Annotated in this window: 16 protein-coding genes and 1 tRNA gene; 7 read left to right on the forward strand and 10 right to left on the reverse strand. The window is 68.9% G+C overall.

Translation table 11 applies throughout. The features are described from left to right. The first annotated feature begins 25 nt into the window (after positions 1–25). Positions 26–985: a DUF5996 family protein gene (locus ACX80I_RS13365; protein ID WP_459345605.1), complete on the forward strand. Its 960-nt coding sequence runs from the start codon at positions 26–28 to the stop codon at positions 983–985. Positions 986–1064: 79 nt separating this feature from the next. On the opposite strand, the gene ACX80I_RS13370 is transcribed toward ACX80I_RS13365, so the two are convergent. The 4 genes from ACX80I_RS13370 to ACX80I_RS13385 form a co-directional block, all read right to left on the reverse strand. Next, positions 1065–2006 (reverse strand): ABC transporter permease, encoded by a 942-nt coding sequence (locus ACX80I_RS13370; RefSeq protein WP_459345606.1) that lies wholly within the window; start codon positions 2004–2006, stop codon positions 1065–1067. Further along, on the reverse strand, positions 2003–3007 hold the full coding sequence (locus ACX80I_RS13375; RefSeq protein ID WP_459345607.1) for an ABC transporter permease: 1005 nt from the start codon (positions 3005–3007) through the stop codon (positions 2003–2005). Before ACX80I_RS13375 ends, ACX80I_RS13370 begins: the two co-directional genes overlap by 4 nt. 97 nt (positions 3008–3104) lie before the next feature. Beyond that, positions 3105–4799: an ABC transporter substrate-binding protein gene (locus tag ACX80I_RS13380; protein WP_459345608.1), complete on the reverse strand. Its 1695-nt coding sequence runs from the start codon at positions 4797–4799 to the stop codon at positions 3105–3107. A 297-nt stretch (positions 4800–5096) separates the two neighbouring features. After that, on the reverse strand, positions 5097–6293 hold the full coding sequence (locus ACX80I_RS13385) for a MarP family serine protease (protein ID WP_459345609.1): 1197 nt from the start codon (positions 6291–6293) through the stop codon (positions 5097–5099). 240 nt (positions 6294–6533) lie between these two features. On the opposite strand from ACX80I_RS13385, the gene ACX80I_RS13390 reads away from it, so the two are divergent. Beyond that, positions 6534–7211, forward strand: a complete 678-nt coding sequence (locus tag ACX80I_RS13390; RefSeq protein ID WP_087028341.1) for a Crp/Fnr family transcriptional regulator — start codon at positions 6534–6536, stop codon at positions 7209–7211. Positions 7212–7372: 161 nt separating this feature from the next. Here ACX80I_RS13390 and ACX80I_RS13395 read toward each other — a convergent pair whose 3' ends face one another. From ACX80I_RS13395 to sp36, 3 genes are read right to left on the reverse strand one after another with little or no spacing between them, the layout of a single operon-like run. Further along, positions 7373–8287, reverse strand: a complete 915-nt coding sequence (locus ACX80I_RS13395; protein WP_459345610.1) for an NUDIX hydrolase — start codon at positions 8285–8287, stop codon at positions 7373–7375. Positions 8288–8290: 3 nt separating this feature from the next. Next, entirely contained in the window at positions 8291–8794 is a 504-nt protein-coding gene (locus tag ACX80I_RS13400) for a RidA family protein (RefSeq protein WP_459345611.1), read from the reverse strand. A gap of 2 nt (positions 8795–8796) precedes the next feature. Continuing rightward, complete coding sequence (gene sp36 / locus ACX80I_RS13405; protein ID WP_298253797.1) at positions 8797–8952, reverse strand: Sp36 family protein; 156 nt, start codon at positions 8950–8952, stop codon at positions 8797–8799. A gap of 35 nt (positions 8953–8987) precedes the next feature. Here sp36 and ACX80I_RS13410 point away from each other — a divergent pair, with 35 nt between their 5' ends. From ACX80I_RS13410 to ACX80I_RS13430, 5 genes are all read left to right on the forward strand, one after another. Beyond that, positions 8988–11246, forward strand: coding sequence for a transglycosylase domain-containing protein (locus tag ACX80I_RS13410; RefSeq protein WP_459345612.1), 2259 nt, complete (start codon positions 8988–8990; stop codon positions 11244–11246). Positions 11247–11274: 28 nt separating this feature from the next. After that, a complete protein-coding gene (locus tag ACX80I_RS13415; protein ID WP_459345613.1) occupies positions 11275–12216 on the forward strand; it encodes a metallophosphoesterase in 942 nt (313 codons plus the stop codon). 105 nt (positions 12217–12321) lie between these two features. Beyond that, a complete protein-coding gene (locus ACX80I_RS13420) occupies positions 12322–14145 on the forward strand; it encodes an ABC transporter ATP-binding protein (RefSeq protein ID WP_459345614.1) in 1824 nt (607 codons plus the stop codon). Next, entirely contained in the window at positions 14142–16007 is a 1866-nt protein-coding gene (locus tag ACX80I_RS13425) for an ABC transporter ATP-binding protein (RefSeq protein WP_459345615.1), read from the forward strand. Before ACX80I_RS13420 ends, ACX80I_RS13425 begins: the two co-directional genes overlap by 4 nt. Before the next feature lie 99 nt (positions 16008–16106). Beyond that, positions 16107–16183, forward strand: a tRNA-Pro gene (locus tag ACX80I_RS13430). 52 nt (positions 16184–16235) lie between these two features. On the opposite strand, the gene ACX80I_RS13435 is transcribed toward ACX80I_RS13430, so the two are convergent. From ACX80I_RS13435 to purD, 3 genes are all read right to left on the reverse strand, one after another. Further along, on the reverse strand, positions 16236–17225 hold the full coding sequence (locus ACX80I_RS13435; RefSeq protein WP_459345616.1) for an NHL repeat-containing protein: 990 nt from the start codon (positions 17223–17225) through the stop codon (positions 16236–16238). 208 nt (positions 17226–17433) lie between these two features. Then, positions 17434–18333, reverse strand: a complete 900-nt coding sequence (locus tag ACX80I_RS13440) for a phosphoribosylaminoimidazolesuccinocarboxamide synthase (protein WP_459345617.1) — start codon at positions 18331–18333, stop codon at positions 17434–17436. Further along, the gene (gene purD / locus ACX80I_RS13445) at positions 18330–19622 is read right to left on the reverse strand and encodes a phosphoribosylamine--glycine ligase (protein WP_459345618.1); all 1293 of its coding nucleotides are present in this window, start codon (positions 19620–19622) and stop codon (positions 18330–18332) included. The genes ACX80I_RS13440 and purD overlap by 4 nt, the downstream gene beginning before the upstream one ends. Positions 19623–19724: the final 102 nt, after the last annotated feature.

Raw genomic sequence — 19724 nt, forward strand, 5'->3', positions numbered from 1 at the left:
CCGCACACGACGACGCGGAGGAACCATGGGCGAGCAGGTCACCAGAGCGGGACGAACGACGGCGGTCTCGGGGTGGCCGGCGCTGCGCGTCGGGGACTGGCAGGACACGCAGGCAACGCTGCACATGTGGCTGCAGGTGGTAGGCAAGGTCCGGATGGCGCACGCGCCCCTGGTCAACCACTGGTGGCAGGTGCCGCTCTACGTGACGCCACGCGGGCTCGGCACCTCACCGATCCCTTACCGGGACGGCATGTTCGACATCGAGGTCGACGTCGTGGCGCACCGGCTGGTGGTGCGCAGCAGCTCCGGTGAGGACCGCAGCGTGCCCCTTGAACCGCAGTCGGTGGCGGAGTTCCACGCGCGGACCATGACGGCGCTGTCCGACCTGGGCATCGAGGCACCCATCCGGCCCGTCCCGACCGAGGTGGATCCGGCCGTGCCTTTCCCGGAGGACCACCACCACGCATCCTACGACGCAGCGGCGGTCACGGCGTTCTGGCGGCAGCTCATCCAGGCGGAGCGGGTCCTCACACGCTTCCGTGCGGAGTTCCTCGGCAAGGTGAGCCCCGTGCACTTCTTCTGGGGCGCCATGGACCTCGCGTGCACACGTTTCACCGGCCGTGCCGCCCCGACCCATCCCGGTGGCGCCCCGAACTGCGCCGACTGGGTCATGGAGGAGGGGTACTCGCACGAGCTCTCGAGCTGCGGATTCTGGCCGGGCGGTGGCGAGGAAGGCGCCTTCTACTCCTACGCCTACCCGGAGCCGGAGGGGTACCGCGACGCCGTCATCGACGTCGACGGCGCCTACTACAGCACCGAGTTCCGCCAGTTCCTGCTGCCCTACGAGGCCGTGCGCGGCGCAGCGGATCCGGACGCCACGCTCCTCCGATTCCTGCGGGGTACCTACCGGGCTGCGGCGACCGCGGGCGACTGGGATCCCGCCCTCCTCATCGACCCGCACCGGCTGGACAGGCATGCCCGCTGACGGGAGCGGCGGGCCCGGCGGGCCCCTTTGACGGAAGCGGCCACCGCTCCGGAGATCGGTGGCCGCCGGCGTGCTGGTGCTACTTCCTGCGGGTTTTCGGGTCGAGGGCCTCGCGCAGGGACTCGCCCAGCAGGGTGAAGCCCAGCGCCGTGATGACGATGCACGCACCCGGGAGGAAGGCCAGCTGCGGCGCGACCCCGAGCTCCGCCTGCGCATAGGTGAGCATGCGGCCCCACTCGGCGGTCTGCGGCAGCCCGCCACCGAGGCCGAGGAAGGCCAGCGCTGCGGCGTCGATCACGGCGGTGGCGAGGCTGAGGGTGGCCTGCACGATCACGGGACCCATGCTGTTGGGCAACAGGTGGCTCATGGTGATCGTCCGGCGGCTGAGGCCCAGGGTCTGCGCCGCGAGGATGTAGTCGGCGCCCCGCTGGGACAGCATCGTGGAGCGCAGGAGCCGCGCGAAGATGGGGATCTGCGAGACGCCGATGGCGATCATGATCGCATAGGTGCTCTGGCCCAGCACCGCAGCGATGCTGACGGCGAGGAGGAGGCTGGGGACGGACAGCAGGATGTCCACGAACCGCATGATCGCGCTGTCGACCCAGCCGCCGAGGCCCCCGGCGAGGACGCCCAGCAGCATGCCGCCCGCGAGACCGAGCGCCGTCGAGACGACGCCGATCAGCAGCGATGCCCGGGCGCCCCAGATGAGCTTGCTGAGGACGTCTCCGCCGAATCGGTCCAGGCCCAGCGGGAACCCGTCGATCTCGCCCGGTCCCGGGATGGTGGTGGGAGTGATCGAAGTGCGCCCAGGGAGCTCGTCGCCGCCGTAGGGCGCGAGGATCGGCGCAAGGATGGCCACGAGCAGGAAGAGCCCGATGACGACGGCGCCCACGATGGCCTGCGGGTTCCGGCGCAGCCGGAGGTAGGCGTCCTTCCACAGGCCGGTGCCGCGCCCGGTGTCGATGGCGGGATCGTTCGGGGCCACGGAACCGCCGGCGGCGGGGGGCAGGATGGTACTCATTGCACACGCACCCTCGGGTCGATGACGGAGTAGGAGAGGTCGACGATCAGGTTGATCAGCGCGTAGAGGATCGCGATGAAGATGATGAAGCCCTGGAGGACGGGGTAGTCGAGCCCGAAGATGGCGTCCCGCAGGAACCGGCCGATCCCGTTGAAGGCGAAGACCGTCTCGGTCAGCACGGCGCCCGAGATGAGCAGGCCCAGCTGGAGGCCGATGGTCGTGACGACCGGGAGCATCGCGTTCCGCAGGATGAAGCTACCCCGGATGGTGCTCTCCCTGAGTCCCTTGGCGCGGGCCGTCCGCACATAGTCCGCGTTCTGCACCTCGAGGACCGAGGCGCGTGTGATGCGGACGATGATCGCGAGCGGGATGGTGCCGAGGGCCAGCCCGGGGAGGATGAGGTGCAGGAAGGCATCCCAGGCGGCGTCGTACTCACCGGTCAGCAGGCCGTCCAGGACATAGAACTGCGTGTAGTGCGTGGCATCCATCCGGGGGTCCTGCCGACCGTCCGGGGGCAGGAGCGACCACTGGATCGCGAACAGGTACTTGAGGATGAACGCGAGAAAGAAGACCGGCACCGTGATGCCGATCAGGCTGAGGACCACCGAGCTGTGGTCGATGAGCCGGCCATTGTGCCGCGCCGCCAGGTATCCGAGCGGGACGCCGACGCCGATGGCGAAGATGAGGGCGACGACCGTGAGTTCGAGCGTCGCGGGGAAGCGGGTGGCGAACTCCTCGAGCACGGGGCGCCCGGTGTTGATCGAGACCCCGAAGTCCCCCTGGAGCAGCTTGCCCATGTAGGTCAGGTACTGGGTGATCAGAGGGCGGTCGAACCCGTACAGCTCGTTGATCCGGGCGATGGCTTCCGGGGTGGCCTTCTCACCGAGCAGGGCGGTGGCCGGGCCGCCCGGGAGATTGCGTACCCACAGGAACAGCAGGATGGACAGGCCGAGCAGGGTGGGAATGAGCAGGGCTAGCCGCTTACCGATGACGCGTAACACTGGGGGATCCTTCCGGGTGGACCGGGATGCCGGGCGGGGGTAGGACAGCGCGGGCCGGCCACCGGGATCAGTGGCCGGCCCGCGCTGTGTGGTGCTGCTACTCGCTCAGCTCGATGTCCGTGAAGACCTCGTCGTTGACGGGGCTCGCCGGGTAGGAGGTGACGCGCGGCGCGAACGCCAGCGAGGGAGCCGGGTGGGCCAGCGGGATGGCCGGGTTGAACTCGGCGATCTGCTCGTTGATCTCCTTGTACTTCTCCGTCTGCTCCTCGCGGTCGCTCATGCCGCGGGCCTCGTCGAGGGCCGCGAACAGCTCCGGGTTGTCGAAGCCGAACTCGAGCTTCTCCTGGCCGAAGAAGACGCCGATGAAGTTGTCGGTGTCGTTGTAGTCGCCGGTCCAGCCGAGCAGGTGCAGGCCGTGGTCGGGTGTCGCCTGGACCTGGTTCAGGTAGTCGGGCGACCAGGCGGCGGGAGCGGGCTTGACCGTGATGCCGACGTCCGCCAGCTGGGCCTGCAGGTTGGTGAAGACCTGCTCCGGTGTCGGCATGTACGGACGGGAGACGTTCGTCGGGTAGTTGAACGTCACCTCGAAGCCGTCGGGGTAGCCCGCCTCGGCGAGCAGTTCCTTGGCGCGCTCGGGGTCGAAGTCGTACGTCGTGACGTCCTCGTTGTAGCCGTCGACGACCTCGGGGATGAACTGCGTGGCGACCTTGGTGCCCTCGGGCAGGGTCTGCGCGACGAGGGCATCCTTGTCGATCGCGTGGGCGATGGCCTCGCGGACCTTCGGGTCCTTGAGCTCGGGGACGGCCTGGTTCATGCCCAGGTAGAGGATGGTGAACGGATCGCGCGCGGTGATGTTGTAGCCGGCGTCCTTGAGGGACTGTGTGTCGGCGGGAGCGACGAGGTCGTAGCCGTCGATGTCGCCGGCCTCGAGCGCCTGGCGGCGTGCCTGGGGATCGTCGATGATCCGGAAGATCGTCTTGGTGATCTGGCCCTTGTCGCCCCAGTAGTCGTCGTAGATCGAGATCTCGAGCTGCTGGCCGACGTCCCACGAATCGAACTTGAACGGGCCCGTGCCCACGGGGTGGCCGAGGGCGTATTCGCTCAGGGACGGTGCTTCGGCCGTGCCGCCGATCTCGTCGGCCTTGTACTTCTCGAGCGCGGTCGGGCTCTGCATCCCGAAGGCCGGCAGGGACAGTGCCGGAATGAATCCGGCGAACGGCTTGGCGAGGTTGACCGTGACTTCGTTGTCTCCGTTGGCCTCGCAGGACTTGTACACGGCCTTCTCCGGGCTGTCGGCGAAGCCGCGGAACAGAGACCCGTAATAGTACGACGTCGACTCGGCCTGCTGGATGCCGGTCCAGTTGTACCAGCGGTCGAAGTTGAAGCAGACGGCTTCGGCGTTGAAGGGCGTGCCGTCGTGGAAGGTGACGCCTTCCTTGAGCTGGAAGACGGTGGACAGGCCGTCCTCGGCGGTCTCCCAGGACTCCGCGAGCAGCGGGGCGGGATCGGCCGTGCCGGGCTCCACACCGACGAGGCCCTCGAAGATCTGGCGGCTGACGCGGAAGGATTCCCCGTCGCTGGCGAACGCGGGGTCGAGGGACTTGGGATCCGATGACGCGGCGAAGACGAAGGTGGAGTCGACGGCGGCCTCGCCCTCGGTGCCGGTGTTCTCCTCGCGCTGGCTCTGCACGCAGCCGGTGAGGAGGAGGGCGGCGATGGAGAAACCGGCGGTGAGCGCAGCGCGTTTTCTCGCGAATCCTGCGCCTCGCACGGAAGTGCCTTTGTTAGACATGTGTTGCTCCCTGGTGAACGAGTGATTCCTACCGGATCTACCGGCAGCCATGGGGACCACAGCGGCGAGCGCGCTGATCCGTGTGACGAGCCTAACTTCCGGGAAGCTCGCGGACGGCATTTCCCGGCCCTTAGTGGTTACGATTTGGCATCGCGCGGAAGGAATCGGACCAGCGATACGGGTCCGTAACATCCCAGAAACCGGAGGACCGACGACGGAAACGGCCGCGGCAACATCGGTGCGCTATCGCGGTGTCACCGGGTCCGGACGCGCAGGGCCGTCCGTAGCATGGGAGCCCTATCCCCGTGTGCACTGCCCGGCCGAGACGGAGTCGCTCAGTCCTGCGGCACTCTCGGCGACCGGGCGCAGCTCCTCGAGCGAGAGTGCGTAGCCGACGGGGGCGTCCGCCGTGGACTTGGCGAACACGACGCCGGCCACGCGGCCCTGCAGGTCGAGCAGCGGTCCGCCCGAGTTCCCCTGCTGCACGTTCGCGGCCAGGCTGTAGACCTGGAGGGGCTGGGGGTCCGCACCGTAGATGTTGTTCACGAGCACAGGCGAGAGGCCCTGGACGCTGGCGGGCTGGATCCGGTAGGGCCCGCCGGCCGGATACCCCGCGAAGGCGGCCGTCGTCCCATTGGCCAGTTCGTCGCCGAGCGGCAGCGGGGCCGCCTCGAGGTCGTCGACGGCGATCACGGCGATGTCGCGCGCCATGTCGAGCTGCACCACCCGGCCCGGTAGGGCGCCCCCGCCGGGCACCTCGACGACGGGCTCGTTCACCCCGGCGACGACGTGGGCGTTCGTGATGACCCTGCCAGGAGCGACGACGAAACCCGATCCCGTCTGGTTCTGGCCGCACTGGTAGGCCGTGCCGGTGATGCGGACCACGGAGGCGGCCGCAGCGGCGAGTTCGGGAGTGTCCACCGATGCGTCCGGTACCTGCGCGGGCACGGGTGCGACGCCCGCGAGCAGCGTGGGGATGCCGTCGTCGACGGCGATCGTCCGCAGCTGCGCCATCCACGACCGTACCGGGCCTGGTGTCGCCGTATCGATTCCGCGGATCACCTGCGAGGACGAGAGCTGCTGGGACACCAACGGGACGCCGAGGGTCCCCACGCTGAAGGCGAGCATGGAGAGGACGAGCGCGGCGACCACGACGTTCACCACGCCGCCGAGGAGGCGGTCGACGAGTCGCAGCGGCGGGAAGTCGGACCAGCGGCGGATGGACGCGCCGAGCGCAGAACCGACCGCCTGGCCCACGAGGACGAGGACGATCACCGTCGCGATGACGGCGATCAGCCGCCAGGGATTGTCCGGCACCCATTCGCTGACGAGGGGGATCGCGAAGAACGCGGCGACCGCACCCGCGACGAAACCCGCGATGCCCCCGAGCGTGACGAGGAACCCCTTCCGGATCCCGCTCACGAGGTACCCGAGGAGGATCACCGCCAGGATGACGTCGAAGAGGGTGAACCCCGCGAGATTCAGTTCCGGCACGTCTATTCTCCCCTGGCTATGGCCGACGGAAGGTGGCCCACCTCCGGCACTGCGAGCGATTCTAGCCGCGAAGCATGGGAGCACGGTGGGAAGGAGAGGTGCGCCAACGGGAATGGAGCGGGAATACAGGCCTCCGGAGCGCGTATCTGTCGTCACATCCGCTCCAGTACGGCAAGATGGAGAGGAGAATACAGCGCGGACCGCCGCATCGAGACGCATCAGAGAGCATCAGGAGAATTCATGGATATCGAGGTACTGCGCCGGGCGCCCCTCTTCGCATCATTGGGAGACGATGTCTTCGCCGCACTCACCGACGAGTTGATCGAAGTGGACCTCCCCCGCGGCTCGTCGGTGTTCCGTGAGGGTGACCAGGGCGACCAGCTGTACTTCATCGTCTCCGGCAAGATCAAGCTGGGCCGCACCGCCCAGGACGGCCGCGAGAACCTCCTCGCGATCCTCGGCCCCGGCGAGTTGTTCGGCGAGATGGCCCTGTTCGACCCGAGCCCGCGCACCGCGACCGCCACCGCGGTCTCGGAGACACGCCTGGCCGGCCTCAAGAACGAGAACCTCCGCACGCTGCTCGAGACCCGTCCCGAGGTCTCGGCCCAGCTGCTGCAGGCGCTCGCCCGACGGCTGCGCCGCACCAACGAGTCGCTCGCCGACCTCGTGTTCTCCGACGTTCCCGGCCGTGTGGCGAAGGCCCTGCTCGACCTCGCGGACCGCTTCGGCCGGCCCGCCACCGACGGGATCCTCGTCGCCCATGAGCTCACCCAGGAGGAACTGGCCCAGCTCGTCGGCGCTTCCCGCGAGACGGTCAACAAGGCCCTTGCCGAGTTCGTGCAGCGCGGCTGGCTCCGCCTGGAGGCCCGCGCCGTCGTCATCCTCGACATCCAGCGGCTGCGCCAGCGCAGCCGCTGATTTCGAGAGGACGAAGAAAGGCACCTGCCCGCAAGCAGGTGCCTTTCTTCGTCGTGGCTGGGTGTCCGCTGGTCCGGTGAGGCCCGAGGAGACTGAAGTGACCGCCCCGGGGCGCGAAGAGCGGTCTTCTCTGCCGCCTCGACGGCAGAGAAGTCGGTCGGTCAGCGGCCCCGCTGGACCGAGCCGCCCTCGCTGAGCTTCGGACATTCGACCTGCAGCACGAGGTCACCGTCGTGCTCGGCGAGCTGCGGGTAGTAGATCTTCACGGGACGCTTGTGCGAGAGGTAGGCGATGCAGCCGCGCGAGGAGCCGATCTTCTCGAGGATGATCTCGACCGCCGGCACCGCGAGCTCGCTGAGCGTGCGACCCACGGTGTTCGCCTGGCCCACCTCGTCGCCGAGCCTCGTCGTGTCCCGGTTCGCGATCTCCTGCGCAGCCCAGCGCCACTGGCCCCAGACGCCCTTGCTCTCGAGGATGCTGGGCTCCTGGTTCACGGGCTGCGCCGCCGCGAAATAGTGCGTGTCGAAGCGGCGGTGGGCGAAATCAGGGGTGAGCCAGTGCGAGAGCGGCTTGATGAGGTCCGTGCGGACGCCCAGGCCGCGGCGGGCAAGGATCTCCGAGAAGCGGCTCTCCCCCTCGTTGATGGCCGCCCGGGCCTTCATCCATTCCTTGGCCTGGGTGCCCTCCACCATCGACGAGGCGTCGGGCCCGGCAAGGAGCACGCCCGTCTCCTCGAACAGCTCGCGGATGGCGCAGAGTACGTGCCGCCGGGCAACCCGGTGGTCCTCGACGCCGAGGGTCTTCGCCCACATCGACGGCGTGGGCCCGAACCACGGGAGGTCGTCGTCGTCGGACTCCTCGATGCTCCCGCCCGGGAACCCGATGACGCCGAGCGGCGACTGACCCCGGCGGTAGGAGAGATACGTCTCCGTGCCGATCGCGGTGTCACGCAGGAGGACCACCGACGACGCCGGCCGGGCCTTCAGGGGCGTGCGCTCCCCGTGTTCGATCCAGCTCTCCGCTGCCGTGCGCTGGTCGGGGTGCACGGGGAAGAGCCTGGTGCTGACGCGGTCCACGGCCTAGACGAACTCCGCGAGGAGTTCGACCTCCACGGGTGAGTCGAGGGGAAGGACGGCGACACCTACGGCGGAGCGGGCATGGACACCGGCATCGCCGAGGACGGCTCCGAGCAGGTCGGATGCGCCGTTGATGACCGCGGGCTGCCCGGTGAACGAGGGGTCGGACGCCACGAAGCCCACGACCTTCACGATGCGGGTGATGCGGTCGAGGTCCCCGATCTGGCTCTTGATCGCCGCCAGCGCGTTGACCGCGCAGGTAGCGGCGAGGGAGGCCGCCGTCTCGGCGTCGACACCGCCTTCGGCCGCGCCGACCTTGCCCGAAGCTGGGAGTTTGCCCTTAATGAACGGCAGCTGGCCGGACGTGTACACGTAGCTGCCGGTGACGACCGCGGGGACGTAGGAGGCGACCGGCGGAGCCACCTCGGGGAGCGTGATCCCGAGGTCCGCGAGGCGTGCCTCGACCGCCGAAACCGCTGTATTCCCAGCTGTATTTCCAGCAGACACCGCTAGTTCTTCTCCCTCTTGAGGTACGCGACGAGGCCGTTGCCGTCCGGCCCGGGGACCACCTGCACGAGCTCCCACCCATCATCGCCCCACTGGTCGAGGATCTGCTTCGTTGCGTGGATGATGAGCGGAATCGTAGAGTACTCCCATTTCTTCATGGGGAAAGCCTATCGCGTGCTTGTAAACTGGAATAATGGCTGCGCGCAAATCACCCCTGTTCGACACGGCAACCACCTTCGGCAGGATCATGGCATTCCTCGGGATCAGCGGGCTCGCCGGCGTGCTCGCCGCGGGCCTGCTCGTACCCGTGGCTGCCGCCGCGGGGACGGGAGCCTCCGCCTCCATCCAGTTCTTCGAGGAACTCCCGGCTGAGCTGGAGCGCGAGGCGCTCGCCCAGCCCACCAAGATCGTGGCGACCGACGGGTCCCTCATCGCGACCCTCTACGAGGAGAACCGCCAGCCGGTGACGCTCGACCAGGTGTCGCCAACCATGCGCGACGCGCTGATCTCCATCGAGGACTACCGCTACTACGAGCACGGCGGCGTGGACCTCGAGGGCATCCTCGGCGCGATCGCCAGCAACGTCTCGAGCGGTACGCAGCGCGGCGCGTCGACCATCACGCAGCAGTTCGTCAACAACGTCCTGATCGACACCGCCCGCCAGAACGGCGGGACGCTCACGCTCAGTGGTGGCGGAAAGACGGTGGGTGACAAGCTCCGCGAGATGAAGCTCGCCATCGCCGTGGAGAAGGAGCTCAGCAAGGACGAGATCCTCGAGGGCTACCTCAACATCGTGCCCTTCAGCGGCACCACCTACGGCGTCCAGGCTGCCTCGAAGTACTTCTTCAACGTCGACGCCAAGGACCTCAACATCCAGCAGAGCGCGCTGCTCGCCGGTCTGGTCAACGGCCCGAGCGCCTACAGCCCCGAGTCCAACCCGGAGGGAGCGCTGCAGCGCCGCAACATCGTCATCGACGCCATGCTGACCCGCGGCAAGATCACGCAGGAGCAGCACGACGCCGCTATCGCAACGGACCTCGAGCTGAACATCACCCCGACCCTGAGCGGCTGCGTCGGTGCCGCGCAGGCCCCCTACTTCTGCGACTACGTCACGCACCTCATCATGAACGACCCCGCCTACGGCGAGACCGCGGAGGAGCGCGAGAAGGTGCTGTTCCGCTCGGGCCTGACGATCAAGACCACGCTCGACTCCCGGGTGCAGGCCGCGGCGCAGACCGCCGTCACCGAGACGGCCAATCCGGACACCACGGACGGCAAGGTGGGGCACACGATGATCAGCCTCGACCCGAAGACCGGCAACATCCTGTCCATGGCGCAGAACACCCGGTACAACCCCGAAGCGGGCCAGGGCAACACGGTGCTGAACTTCAACGTGGACCAGTTCGACGGCGGGGACCCGTCGAAGAGCCTCGGCGGCGGCGGCGGGTTCCAGCCGGGCTCGACCTACAAGCCGTTCACCGTTGCGGCGTGGGTGGAGGACGGGAGGAGCCTGAACCAGGTCCTCGACGGCACCAAGAAGACCTACCGCCAGTTCGACGAGTGGAAGGCCAGCTGCGCGCAGGGCGGGAAATTCCTGATCCAGGAGGAGGACGGCTACACGCCGCAGAACTACGGTGACATCAACTACCGCTTCACGACCGTCCTGGACGGTCTCGCCCAGTCGCTGAACACCCTGACGATGGCCAGTGCCCGGCAGCTGGACCTCTGCAGGATCCGCGACATCGCCTACAGCCTCGGCGTCCACCAGGCGAAGAGCTCCGAGGGCGAGGAAGCGAAGTTCGGTTTCCAGCCGTCGGCCCTGATCGGCGGTGGCGGCGAGGCCGCACCGATGTCGATGGCCAAGGCGTACTCCGGCTTCGCCAACGAGGGTGTCGTCTGCGATCCCCGCGCCCTCACCGAGGTGACTGCCGTCGACGGGACGAGCTACCCCGTCCCCGCCGTGTCCTGCGAGCGGAAGATCTCCCAGGACGTGGCACGCGGAGTCAACTACGCCACGCAGCGCGTCATGACGAACGGGTCCGGGCAGCTCCTCGAATACGGTGACATCCCGATGGCGGGCAAGACCGGCACCAACGATGCCCGTTCGCAGACCTGGTTCATGGGCTACAACTCCGGCATGGTCACCGCCAGCTGGGTGGGGAACTGGCAGGGTGAGGGCGAAACCAGCTCGCTCGGCGGCCTGCAGATCGGCGGGCAGGTCTACCCCGAGATCGACGGTTCGCTCATCGCGGGACCGTCCTGGGCGCGCTTCATGCAGCAGATCCCCGGCCTGTACGTAGGAGCACCGTTCGCCAACCCTCCGGCCAGCATGATCAACGGCCCCCAGCGCCCGATCCCCAGCACGTCCCGTACGGTGGTTCCTGCGACACCCGGCCCCAACAACGGTGGGACTGGCACGGGCGACTCCACCGGTGGTACCACTGGGGGATAGGCGGACGACGACGGAGGAAGCAGCTAGCGTGAAATCGACTCAGACAACCCGGAGCGGGGCACCGCTCGGCTGGGCGGCAGGGCTCACCCTGACCACCGCGGCCGCAACCCTCGCCTACGCCTCGGCGGTCGAGCGCACGCTGTACCAGCTGCGGGAGGAGACGGTTCCGATCCTCCCGCCCGGCACCGCTCCCCTGCGGGTCCTCCACCTGTCGGACATCCACATGGTTCCGGGACAGAAGTCCAAGGCTGACTGGCTCGCCGGCCTCGCGAGCCTGAAGCCCGACCTGGTGGTCAACACGGGCGACAACCTCAGCTCCAAGAAAGCCGTCGGTCCGCTGCTCGAGGCACTCGAGCCGTTGCTTAGGGTTCCGGGAGTCTTCGTGCCGGGATCGAACGACTACTACGCTCCGGTGTTCAAGAACCCGCTGCGGTACTTCGCAGGGCCGTCGATCACCCCGAAGGGCCCCCAGGACCTGCCGTGGGCGGACCTGTTCAGCGCCTTCGGTGCCGCCGGCTGGGTCGATCTCACCAACAGGGCCCAGTCCATCGGCTTCCGGAACATGCGCATCGACTTCACGGGGGTCGATGATCCGCACCTCGGCCGAGACCGGTACGTTCCCTACCCTCCCGGGAGCAGCACCTCGGCCGAGGCTCCGCACATCCGGATCGCCGTCGCGCACGCACCCTACCAGCGCGTCCTCGACTACTTCACCGACGGCGGAGCGGACCTGATCCTCGCCGGCCACACCCACGGCGGCCAGGTGTGCATCCCGGGCTACGGAGCGCTCGTCAGCAACTGCGACCTGCCGACCTGGCGTGCCCGTGGACTGACCCAGTGGGACTCCAACGGCCGCACCGTACCGCTCAACGTCTCCGCAGGCATCGGAACCTCGCGTTTCGCGCCGGTGCGGTTCGCCTGCCGGCCGGAAGCAGTGCTCCTGACGCTCACCCCCCGGAGTTCCCGCTAAGCGGCATCTCCCTGCTTCTTCGGGGTCACGGACCATGATCGGTGGGACAGCCGCTCTGCCCTAGCATGGTTGCTAGGGGACACCAACGACCATCGAAGAGTTGGCATGAAGAACCAGATCACACTGTGGCAATCGCTCGGACGGCTGTACCCGCACGTCCGGCCGATCATCCCGCGCCTGCTTCTCGGACTGCTCTGCGCCCTCGGAGCGAGCGTCATGGCGCTCGCCATCCCCCAGGTGCTGCGCGTCCTGGTCAATGACGCCCTGGCGGAGGGAGGGTCTGCGCGCACCGTGTGGATCGCGTCCGGCGTCGTCCTCCTGCTGGGAGTCCTCGAGGCGACCTTCGTGGCACTGCGGCGGCAATTCGTCATCACTCCGGCCACAGCGGTGGAGACGAGCATGCGCACCTCCTTCTACCGCCACCTGCAAAACCTGACGATCGAGTTCCACGACCGCTGGGGCAGCGGCCAGCTCCTCTCCCGCGCCATGAGCGACCTGAACCTGATGCGCCGCTGGATGGCGTTCGGGCTCATCATGCTGGTGGTCACCTCATTGACCGTGGTCATGGGCGTGACCGTGATGTTCCTGACCAGCTGGGTGCTCGCTCTGATCTTCCTCGCGGCCGCAGTGCCCCTCATGGTCTACGGCTACCGCTTCCGCAGGTCCTACAGCCGCGTCTCCCGGAAGAGCCAGGACCAGGCCGGCGACCTCGCCACCACGGTCGAGGAGTCGGTCCACGGCATCCGGGTCCTGAAGGCCTTCGGGCGCAGCCGCGAGGCGCTGGAGGACTTCGAGGAGCAGGCGGAGGAACTGCGCCGGACCGAGATCTTCAAGGCGAAGTCGCTCGCCAATTTCTCGATGACCGTCACGCTGCTGCCCGAACTCGCGCTGGGCGCGTCCCTCGTCGTCGGCGTCATGCTGGCCGCGGACGGGACCGTGTCCATCGGGGCGCTCGTCGCCTTCTTCGCGACCGCCGCAGCCGTTGCAGGGCCGGTCGAATTCATCGGCCCGCTGCTCGCCATGACCTTCACGGCGAAGACTGCCATCGACCGCCACTACGAGGTCATGGACTCCGAGAACACGATCACGGATCCCCGCGAGCCCGCCCACCTCGCCGAGCCCCGCGGCGAGGTCCTGTTCGAGTCCGTCCACTTCCGCTATCCCGATGCGCAGGACGACGCCGGCGACGTCCTCGACGGCATCGACCTGCACCTGCGGGCCGGCGAGACCATGGCCCTGGTCGGGGTCACGGGCTGCGGCAAGAGCACCCTCCTCCAGCTCGTCCCGCGGCTGTACGACGTCACCGGTGGCAGCATCACGATCGACGGCGTGGATCTGCGGGAGTTCAGCCTCGGGGAGCTGCGGACGCTCGTGGCGGTCGCCTTCGAGGACACGACGCTCTTCTCCAGCTCCGTGCGGGACAACGTCCTGATGGGTTCCGATGCGACCGGCCCGGAGGCCGAGAGGGTCCTCACCGAGGCGCTGGAGGTGGCGCAGGCACAGTTCGCGTTCGCCCTGCCGGAAGGGCTCGACACCCTCATCGGCGAGGAGGGCCTGAGCCTGTCCGGCGGCCAGCGCCAGCGCATCGCCCTGGCACGGGCGATCGCCGCGCGCCCCACGGTGCTGGTCCTCGACGACCCGCTCTCGGCGCTCGACGTCGCGACCGAGGAACGCGTCGAGGAGGGGCTGCGCGCCGTCCTGAGGTCGACGACCACGCTGATCGTGGCGCACCGGCCGTCCACCGTCGCCCTGGCGGACCGCGTGGCGCTCCTGCAGGACGGGCGCATCGCCGACGTCGGCTCGCACTCCGAACTGCTGGCCCGCAACGACCACTACCGCTACGTCATCGCCAGCCTCGATGACGAGGAGATCGCTCAGCTGGGACGCACGGCCCCGCCGGAGCACGACGACGAGGAGGCGCTGGCATGAGCCGCACGGCAGCACCCGGCGGGGTCCCCGGGGACAACGGGAGGGAACCACGGGGAGCGACCTCCGCCGGCGTCCTCAACGAGGACGACGTCCTGCTCGACCGGGCGCAGAGCAAGTCCGTGCGCTCGAGGTCCTTCCGGCTGCTGGGCTCGCTCATCCGGCCGAACCGCAGGCAGTTCCTGTGGACCCTCCTCCTGGTCGTCATCTCCCAGGCCGCCCGGGTGGCAGGGCCGGCCGTCATCGCCTTCGGCATCGACCACGCCCTGCCCGCCCTGATCGCGGGCGATCCGCTCCTGCTGTGGGCGGCCGGCGGCACCTATCTCCTGGCGGCGGTACTCGCCTCGGTCCTGACAGCGGGCTACGTGCGTGCGACGGCCGAGCTCAGCCAGACCATGCTGCTGGACCTCCGGGTGCGGGTCTTCCGCCACACGCAGCGGCTGAGCCTCGAGTTCCACGAGAAATACACGTCCGGGCGCATCATCTCGCGGCAGACCTCGGACCTCGATGCGCTGCGGGAACTGCTCGATTCCGGTGTCAGCTCCCTCGCCTCGGGCGTCATCTTCATGCTCTTCACCGCCGCGACCATCTTCGCCCTCGACTGGCGGACGGGCTTCCTGATCCTGGCGGCGGCGGTCCCGATGTTCTTCCTGGCCCGCTGGTACCAGAAGCACTCGCAGATCGCCTACCGCGAATCCCGCGTGGTGTCGGCGAAGCTGATCGTCCACTTCATCGAGACGATGACCGGCATCCGCGCCGTGAAGGCGTTCCGCCGGGAGGCGGTCAATGCACGCCGGTACGACGAGCTGGCCGAGGACTACCGCAGGGTCACCGTGCGCTCCATCAACCTGAACGGGATCTTCCAGCCCGGGCTCGTGCTGATCGGCAACGTCACCGTCGCCGTCGTGCTGGTGTTCGGCGGGTTCCGGGTGCTCGGCGGAACCCTCGAGGTGGGTGCACTCCTCGCCCTGCTCCTCTACAGCAAGCGCTTCTTCCAGCCCGTGGACCAGATGGCCATGTTCTACAACTCGTTCCAGTCCGCCGCCGCAGCCCTGGAGAAGGTCTCCGGGCTGCTGGAGGAAGTGCCCACCGTCCGGCCGCCGAAGAACCCCGTGCCCCTGCCCCAGCCACGCGGAACCATCGAGTTCTCCGACGTCGGTTTCCGCTACGGGGACGGGCCGGTGGTGCTGCCCACCCTGAACCTGTCCATCCCCGCCGGGCAGACCGTCGCCCTGGTGGGTCAGACGGGAGCCGGCAAGTCCACCATCGCCAAGCTCATCGCCCGCTTCTACGACGTGTCGGAGGGCGTCCTGACGCTCGACGGCGTGGACCTCCGGGACCTCGCGACGACGGACCTGCGGCGCGCCGTCGTGATGGTCACGCAGGAGGCGTTCCTCTTCAGCGGATCCGTGGCGGACAACATCGCCCTGGGCAGGCCCGATGCCGGCCGCGAGGAGATCGTGGCGGCAGCCCGGGCCGTGGGTGCGGAGGGCTTCATCCTCGAGCTTCCCGAGGGCTTCGACACGGACGTCAACAAGCGCGGCGGGCGCGTGTCCGCGGGGCAGCGGCAGCTCATCAGCTTCGCCCGGGCCTTCCTCGCCGATCCGACCGTCCTCATCCTCGACGAGGCGACCTCATCGCTCGACATCCCGAGCGAGCGCCTGGTGCAGGAGGGCCTGCAGAAGCTCCTCGGCAACCGGACGGCGCTGATCATCGCGCACCGCCTCTCCACCGTGGCCATCGCCGACCGCGTCCTCGTAGTGCACGACGGCCAGGTGGTGGAGGATGGGACGCCGGCGGAGCTGATCGGCGGAACGGGCCGTTTCGCCACCCTGCACGCGGCGTGGAAGGACTCGCTCGTGTGATTCGGCGTGCGCTCGGCGGGTCCGGTTTTCCTCGCCGCTGATCCTCGGCTATTCTTGGACAGTTGCTGTTCGGGAGGTCCACGCCTTCCGGAGCGACACCGGGGTGTGGCGCAGCTTGGTAGCGCGCGTCGTTCGGGACGACGAGGCCGCAGGTTCAAATCCTGTCACCCCGACCACAGAAAGGCCCGCCGGCAGACGCCGGCGGGCCTTTCCCATGTCAGGACGCGGTCAGCGGGCCGCGGTGGTCACGACCTCGTACCCGTCGGGATCGGGGACACCGAACTTGGCGTTGGCGAGCGCCAGCGTGTTGCCGAACAGGGCCACCGTGGTGGGGACCTCGAACAGCGGGCTCATGATGACGTCCTCGACGACACCGCTGGACAGGTCCCTGGACAGGTCGATCCGGCTGACCTGGTTGAGCCTGTTCTGGACGGCGTAGAGCGTATCGCCCTTGGCCAGGATGCCGTCGACGTTCGGCAGCGCCCCCGTCGCGATGAGGGCGCTGGCCCCGGTCTCCGGATCCACCGTGTAGACGGCCTGGTTCGCCGAATGCGCCACGATCAGCGTCCGGCCGCCGTCGACGGAGGTGATGCCGTTGAGGTTGAATCCGGGAGTCACCACCTCGGCTGCCGGTCCGGACAACGGGATCGTCCGCAGTTCCCCGAGGGCCCCCCGCGGTCCCACCGGGAGGAAGTACAGCTCGGCACTGCGGGAGTTCGTGAAGTAGGCTCCGTCCCTCGTGAGCGTGACGTCGTTGATGAACGCGTCCCCCGTGGCTAGCTGGAACTCCGCGACCGCGGCACCGGTGCGGGTGTCGTAGACGTACGCCTGGCCCGTCGCGCCACCCGCGACGAACAGCAGCTTGTTCCGGACGTCCGCCTTCAGTCCGACGGCGGCCCTGCCCTCGGGGGCGTCGATGAAGAGTTCGGCCGTACCCTTGCGGATGTCGCCGCGGAAAATGTCCCCCCGGCCGAGGTCGCCCGCATAGAACGTCTTGCCCCTGCCGGCCGCGATGCCCTCCGCCGACGATGCGCCGGGGAGGGGAATGGTGCTGTCCTGGTGCCTGGAGAAGGCGGGGGCCACCTGGCTGGACGGAGAGGGAGGGGCTGCGACGGCGGCGGTGCCCGGCAGGAGGATGCCTGCCGCGACGGCGGCAGCAGCGGCGCGGAGTGCCCGGCGGGTGGCCGATCGGCCCGTGGTGTTCTGGCTGGTGTTCACTGTGCTCCTCGCTGGTGCGCCGCGAGGGCCCCTTCCGGAGGGTCCGCACGGCGCTGTGTCGAATGAGATCTGGAGAGGGTCGATCATCGTGGAATGCGGCCGAGTCTGCCCGGTGGCAGGGTATCGACCAGGGGCCGGACCGCGATCACATTCCGGTCACGGCCCCATCGTGCCTGTCCAGCCCCGCTACGGCAAGGCCTGCGGAGCCTCAGGCGAAGGTGCGCCCGGTCAGCCGCTCGTACGCCTCGATGTAGCGGGCACGCGTGCGCTCGACGACATCCTGCGGCAGGGCCGGCGGTTCGGAGTGGCGGTCCCAACCCGAGGCGTCGGACCTCAGCCAGTCGCGCACGAACTGCTTGTCGAAGGAGGGCTGCGCCTGCCCGGGTGCGTAGAGGGCGGCGTCCCAGAAGCGGGAGGAGTCGGGGGTCAGCACCTCGTCTCCGAGCGTGATGCGGCCGGTGAATGGGTCGAGGCCGAACTCCACCTTGGTGTCCGCGAGGATGATGCCGCGCTCCCGGGCGATGGCCTCGGCCCTCGTGTAGATGTCGAGCGTCAGTGAACGGAGCTGCGCCGCGGCGTCGTCGCCCACGGTCATGACGACGGCGTCGTAGCTGATGTTCTCGTCGTGCTCGCCCACCTCGGCCTTGGCCGAGGGCGTGAACAGGGCCGGCTCAAGGCGTGAGCCGTCCACCAGCCCGGCGGGCAGCGGCAGGGAGCACACCGTCTGCGACTCCCGGTACTCGACCAACCCGCTCCCGGTGAGGTAGCCGCGGGCGATGCACTCGATCGGGTACATGACGAGCTTCCGGCAGATCATGGCCCGGCCCTCGACGGCGGCCGGCACGCCGCCGGCTCCGTCGGAGGCGATCACGTGGTTGGGGATGACGGTGAGCCGCTCGAACCACCAGAGGCTGAGCTGGGTCAGCACACGCCCCTTGTCGGGGATCTCCGTGGCCAGGACGTGGTCGTACGCGCTGATCCGGTCGCTCGCGACGACGAGGACGACGTCGTCGCGCCCGTCCTCCGGTTCGTACAGGTCCCGCACCTTGCCGGAGTAGACGTGCCGCCAGCCGGGCAGCTCGAGGTGGGCGGGGGCGAAGGTGCTCATGCCGGAGCCGCCGCGGGCCCGGTGACCTTGACTTCGGAGCGGGAGGCCTTCAGCGCGATGTCCGTCCGGTACTGGCCACCCTCGAGCTCGATCAGCTCCAGGCTCTCGTAGGCGGTGGACCGCGCATCCTCGAGGGAGTCCCCCAGTCCGACGACGGCGAGCACGCGGCCGCCGGCGCTGACCACCTTGCCGTCGCGGAGCGCCGTGCCGGCATGCAGCACGTGCGCGCCGTCGACCTTCGCGGCCTTCTTGAGCCCGCGGATGCGGCGCCCGGTCGCGGGAGCATCGGGGTAGTTCTCGGATGCGAGTACGACGGCGACGGCCGTCCTCGGTGACCAGTTGAGCTGGTCGACCTGGTCGAGGGCGCCCTTCGCGGCAGCGAGCAGCACTCCCCCGAGCGGCGTCGTCAGCCGGGCGAGCACCGCCTGCGTCTCGGGGTCACCGAACCGCGCGTTGAATTCGATCACCCGCATGCCCCGCGAGGTGAGGGCGAGGCCCACGTAGAGGACACCGGCGAAGGGCGTGCCGCGAAGGGCCATCTCGTCGATCACAGGCTGCGCGACGCGGGCGACGACCTCGTCGACGAGGCCCCCGGGAACCCACTCCAGCGGCGAGTACGCGCCCATGCCCCCGGTGTTGGGGCCCTGGTCGCCGTCGGAGATGCGCTTGAAGTCCTGGGCCGGCGCGAGCGGGACCACGGTGCTGCCGTCGGAGAGGACGAACAGCGAGACCTCGGGTCCGTCGAGGTATTCCTCGATGACCACGGTGCCGCCTGCCTCGAAGCACGCCGACGCATGCGCACGCGCCGCCTCGAGGTCGTCGGTGACGACGACGCCCTTGCCGGCGGCCAGCCCGTCGTCCTTCACGACGTACGGGGCGCCGAAGGTGCACAGCGCCTCGATCGCCTCCTCGTCCGTCGCGGCCACCCGGGCCATCGCGGTGGGTACGCCGGCAGCGGCCATGACCTGCTTCGCGAACGCCTTGGACGCCTCGAGCTGGGCCGCAGCCTTCGTGGGACCGAAGACGGGGATGTTCGCCTCCAGCAGCGCATCGGCGACGCCGGCGGCGAGCGGGGCCTCAGGGCCGATCACGACAAGGTCGGAGCCGAGCCGGCGGGCCAGTTCGGTCACGACGGCGGGGTCGTTCGCGTCGACGTCGTGGGTCGGGACGTCCTCGGCGATCCCGGCGTTGCCGGGGGCCGCGTGCACCTCCCGGACGTGCGGGTCGGCCAGCAAGGCCCGGACGATGGCATGTTCGCGGCCTCCGGGGCCCAGCACAAGAACCTTCACAGTAGGACAGCGTACTGGAGAGGGTTCCGACGCACACAGCGCCCGTCCCCTGTTACGCCACCCGGCGGGACGGCCCGTGTTGACGGGCCCTGATCAGCATGG

It is taken from the genome of Arthrobacter rhamnosi (assembly GCF_054510855.1).